Genomic DNA, 4,093 nt, shown 5'->3' with positions numbered 1-4,093 from the left:
GGCTTGCGGCCACGGGAATCTTTCTTGCACATCAACTGCAAGATGACCGACTCTATTTTTATCCATTGTCTGTCGGTAATCTCCATGCGGAAAATTTAACAAATTTAATGGCATTATTCTAGTTTATTTTGAGATAGGTTCGATGATACACGGCAGGCTCTAAGAGATGAAGAGTGAAACCAATAAACTGTTCTGTTTTGAGATGCTGCCGATTAACACGCTAGCATATTCCTTGTCCATATAAGGTGTTGCCGGTTTGCAACACTGCTGGCAAACGTGTGTAGCCAGCTGACAACCTTCTGCGGCTTAACCACAAAAGGTTGTTGCCAAGCAGGAACATCTTGTTGCTAAACAAGAGAAGGTTCCTGCCAAGCCACAAAAGGTTATTGTCAAGCAACAGAAGGCTGTTGCCAAGCAAGAACCTTTTATTGTTAAGCAACAACTCTTTGTTACCGAGCAACAACTCTTCGTAGCTTAACCACAAGGAGTTATTACCGAGCCACAAAGAGTTCTGGTTAAGCCGCAACCTTTTCTTGCCGAGCAAGAACTCTTTGTGGCCAAGCCGCAACCTTGTGTGGCTTGGCCAATAAGGCTGCTTGGTCAGCTACCACCTTTTGCCAGCAGGCCGGAGTTCTCTTGCGGGAAGGCCGCGAGATAGCTAACTCGCAGACAGCTCAATCCTGTTTGACTTCTGGTTTGGCCCATTATACAGTGTGTATAAGGGCCTTAACTACGCTCTGCTGACATGTATCCTGCCTGCTTCCTGGCCTCTTTGCAGCCATTCTCATGAAAAGAACACTGTATTCTGATCTCAAGCATCTCCGCTGCTGGTGCATGACCGCTTTTATCTTCTGGTCGCTTTTGCTCAACGGCTCACTCTGCCTATTTGCCAGAAACGAATGGAACAGCATCAAGTTCATCGGCAGGGAGATAGGACTGGCCGCTATCTCCAAAGACCATATTTATCGGGCCTGGAATGCCCGGCAAGGCGGGGTGTATGTGCAGGTCAGCCAGATCAGTCCGCCCAATCCCTATTTGAGCAAACAACCAAACAGAGATTTAGTCACAACCAACGGCAAACAGCTCACCCTAATCAATCCGGCCTATATGACCCGCCAAGTGCATGAGCTGGAAAAGGAGATGTACGGTGTTTTTACCGGGCATATCACCAGTCTGAATGTGGTCAGGCATGAAAATATCCCTGATGAATGGGAAAGAAAGGCCTTGCTGCAATTTGAACAGGGCGCAAAAGAAGTCGCTGAAATTATCACCAAAGACGACAAGGCGGTCATGCGGGTTATGACTCCAACAATCGTCCAGGAATCCTGTTTGAAATGCCATGCAGAGCACGGTGATAAACTCGGTGACATCCGTGGCGGCATCAGTGCGGTTGTCCAGATGGGAAATACGGTCAGTTTGTTCAAAAAACAATTCTCGACCACGCTGCTGTATCATCTACTGATCTATTGCATCGGCGTGACCGGCCAGGTGATCTTTTATATCCAAAGCAGCAGGCAGCTCCGCACAAGGGTGGAGGTGGAACACACGCTCTCCGTGCAGGAACAGTATCTGCGCGGCATTGTCGATAACATTTCCAATGGCATTGCAGTCTATGAAACCGAGGATGGGGAGGAGTTCAAGGTTAAGCGGGTCAATCCTGCTGGAATGCGGATTGCCCGCCTGGACGAGGGCGAAGATCCAGCCGGGAAAAAGCCTGCTGAGGTTTTTCCCGGCTTTACCGAAACCGGTTTGGAGGAGGTTTTCCGGCGGGTGGCCAAGAGTGGCAGGGCTGAGCACCTGTCTGTCTCTGCCTGTGTGCAGAAGAAAAACAGCAGTGGGGTGGGAGAAGTGCTCCCCTGTCTGGAATATTATGTCTATAAACTGCCCACTGGCGAGATCGTCGCGGTTTATGAAGACGTAACTTCCCGGAAAAAAGCCAGAGAGCTACTGATTCGCAAAACCGAGGAGTGGGAAAGCACCTTTGACGCGATCCCGGATATTATCACGCTTCAGGATAAAGAGATGCGAATCATCCGGGCCAATCAGGCGACCTTTGAGTTTTTCCGTTTGCCGCCAGACAAGCTGCTCGGCAGAACCTGCCACAGCCTCTTTCGGGGTTGTGATCATCCCTGCGATGACTGTCCGGGCCTGCGAGCGATGACCGACCTGAAAAAGCACTGTGGCGGCATGGAGCATAAAGCCATCAATCGCTTCTTTCATATCTGCGCTGCGCCGGTACTGACCACAGAGGGTGAATTCCTCTACTTTGTCTATATTGCCCATGACATCACAGATAAGAAGAAGCTCGAGGAAGAGTTGTTCCAGGCGCAAAAGATGGAAGCCATAGGTACCTTGGCTGGGGGCATTGCCCATGACTTTAACAATATCCTGGCTGCGATTCTCGGCTACACAGAACTGGCTCGCATGGAGCTACCTGAGGGCAGCAATGCCTGGAACGACCTTGAGCAGGTGATCATTGCCGGCAACCGGGCCACTGAGCTGGTCAAGCAGATCCTTACCTTCAGCCGGAAAAACGAACACCAGAAGAAGCCTCTGCGGATTTACCTGCTGGTCAAGGAGGCGATCAAGATGTTGCGCTCTTCTCTGCCCTCAACCATTGATATCCGCACTGAGATCGATGAAGACAGCGGCTTGGTCCTGGCTGACCCGACTAATATCCACCAAATCATCTTTAATCTCTGCACCAACGCTGCTCATGCTATCGGCAGTAAGCAGGGCCGGATTGAAATCATTCTCCGCCAGATCGAGTTGCTTGAGGCAGATCTCGAGGAACACCCTTGTCTCATCCCAGGGCCGTTCATCCTGCTGACTGTTCAGGACAATGGCTGTGGTATGGATGAGAAGACCATGGCCCGGATCTTTGACCCCTATTTCACTACCAAAGAGCAGGGCGCAGGCACAGGCTTGGGCTTGGCAGTCACCCTTGGCGTGGTGGAAGACTGTCGCGGCTTCATCAGAGTAGAGAGTGAACTGGGCAAGGGGGCCGCCTTTCATGTATATCTGCCGGTGCTGCCAGAGGAGGAGGCCGAAGTGTTGGACAACAACGATGGCTGCCCGCTGCCTGGCGGCACAGAGCGAATCCTCTTTGTCGATGACGAGCCGTCCATTGTTCATATCAGTCAAGCTATTCTCAGTACCTTGGGCTACACAGTCGTTGCTGAGACCGAAAGCCTCATCGCTCTAGAGAAATTCATCGCTGCGCCCAACACCTTTGACCTGCTCATCACTGACCAGACTATGCCGGAGCTAACTGGCAGCGAGCTGGCCAAGGCGGTCTTGGCAATCCGCCCTGATTTCCCGATCATTCTTTGCACTGGCTACACAGCTGTACTGCCTGAAAAGGAGGCACTCGCCCTAGGCATACGTCGTTATGCAATCAAGCCGCTCAATACGGCCAAGCTCGCTGCGCTAGTTCGTGAGGTACTGGACGAGGCGCAGAGACCTCTGGCCTAGAAGAGCCTGTTATTATAAACGTAACAAGTCGATTAGCCATCAGAATGGCAAAGGCAACGAAGTGGAGGCCGACAAGGGTTTCATCCAGGCGAGCCCCGGGGCAAGTATAACACCGCACTCGACTTTCTCCAGCAAGCACTCGTAATTCAGCGGGAGATTAGCGACAAGGTAGGGCTTTGTGCCACCCTATTCAACATGGGCCATCTTCACCGAGACAAGGGAGAAGAGGAAAAAGCCCAGCAAACATGGCTGCAAGCCTATCTGCTGGCCAAAGAAATCGGCTTGGCAGAAGCATTGCAAAATTTGGCGCAATTAGCCGAAAAACTTGGCTGGGAAGGCGGCTTGCAGGCTTGGCAAACACTGGCAGAGAAGTACAAACTGAGCAAGGCCAAGCCAGATTGATTCGTGCCTGGCCTTTGCGCACTCCTTTGCCAGCTGCTTGCCCTGCTTGGTAAGTCGTTCGCCAAGGAGTTTGGCTAGATATAGCCGCAGCGATATAAAATGATCAAGCAATCATTTTCATCCTATGAGTTGAATCTTATGGCCTATTCAGTAGATTTTCGCCGGAAAGTATTGGAAATCAAAGAACGTGAAGGTTTGAGTTTTGAGGAGGCGGCAG

General features: G+C 51.2%; 2 protein-coding genes. Both read left to right on the top strand.

Features of this window, described 5'->3' with window-relative positions; all coding sequences use genetic code 11:
- Positions 1-786 precede the first annotated feature (786 nt).
- The gene (locus tag ACNKIB_RS12245) at positions 787-3,474 is read left to right on the top strand and encodes an ATP-binding protein (RefSeq protein ID WP_417910849.1); all 2,688 of its coding nucleotides are present in this window, start codon (positions 787-789) and stop codon (positions 3,472-3,474) included.
- A gap of 195 nt (positions 3,475-3,669) precedes the next feature.
- Positions 3,670-3,876: a hypothetical protein gene (locus ACNKIB_RS12240; protein WP_417910848.1), complete on the top strand. Its 207-nt coding sequence runs from the start codon at positions 3,670-3,672 to the stop codon at positions 3,874-3,876.
- Positions 3,877-4,093: the final 217 nt, after the last annotated feature.

This window comes from Candidatus Electronema sp. PJ (assembly GCF_048287395.1).
In the GTDB taxonomy this organism is placed as follows: Bacteria; Desulfobacterota; Desulfobulbia; order Desulfobulbales; family Desulfobulbaceae; genus Electronema.
The sequence above is the reverse complement of the archived record's forward strand: the minus strand, read 5'-3'. Positions and strand labels throughout refer to the sequence as shown.

Bases quoted from the DNA above. Each gene is read 5' to 3' on its own strand.
- ACNKIB_RS12240 (WP_417910848.1), top strand. From the start codon at position 3,670: ATGGGCCATCTTCACCGAGACAAGGGAGAAGAGGAAAAAGCCCAGCAA.
- ACNKIB_RS12245 (WP_417910849.1), top strand. From the start codon at position 787: ATGAAAAGAACACTGTATTCTGATCTCAAGCATCTCCGCTGCTGGTGC.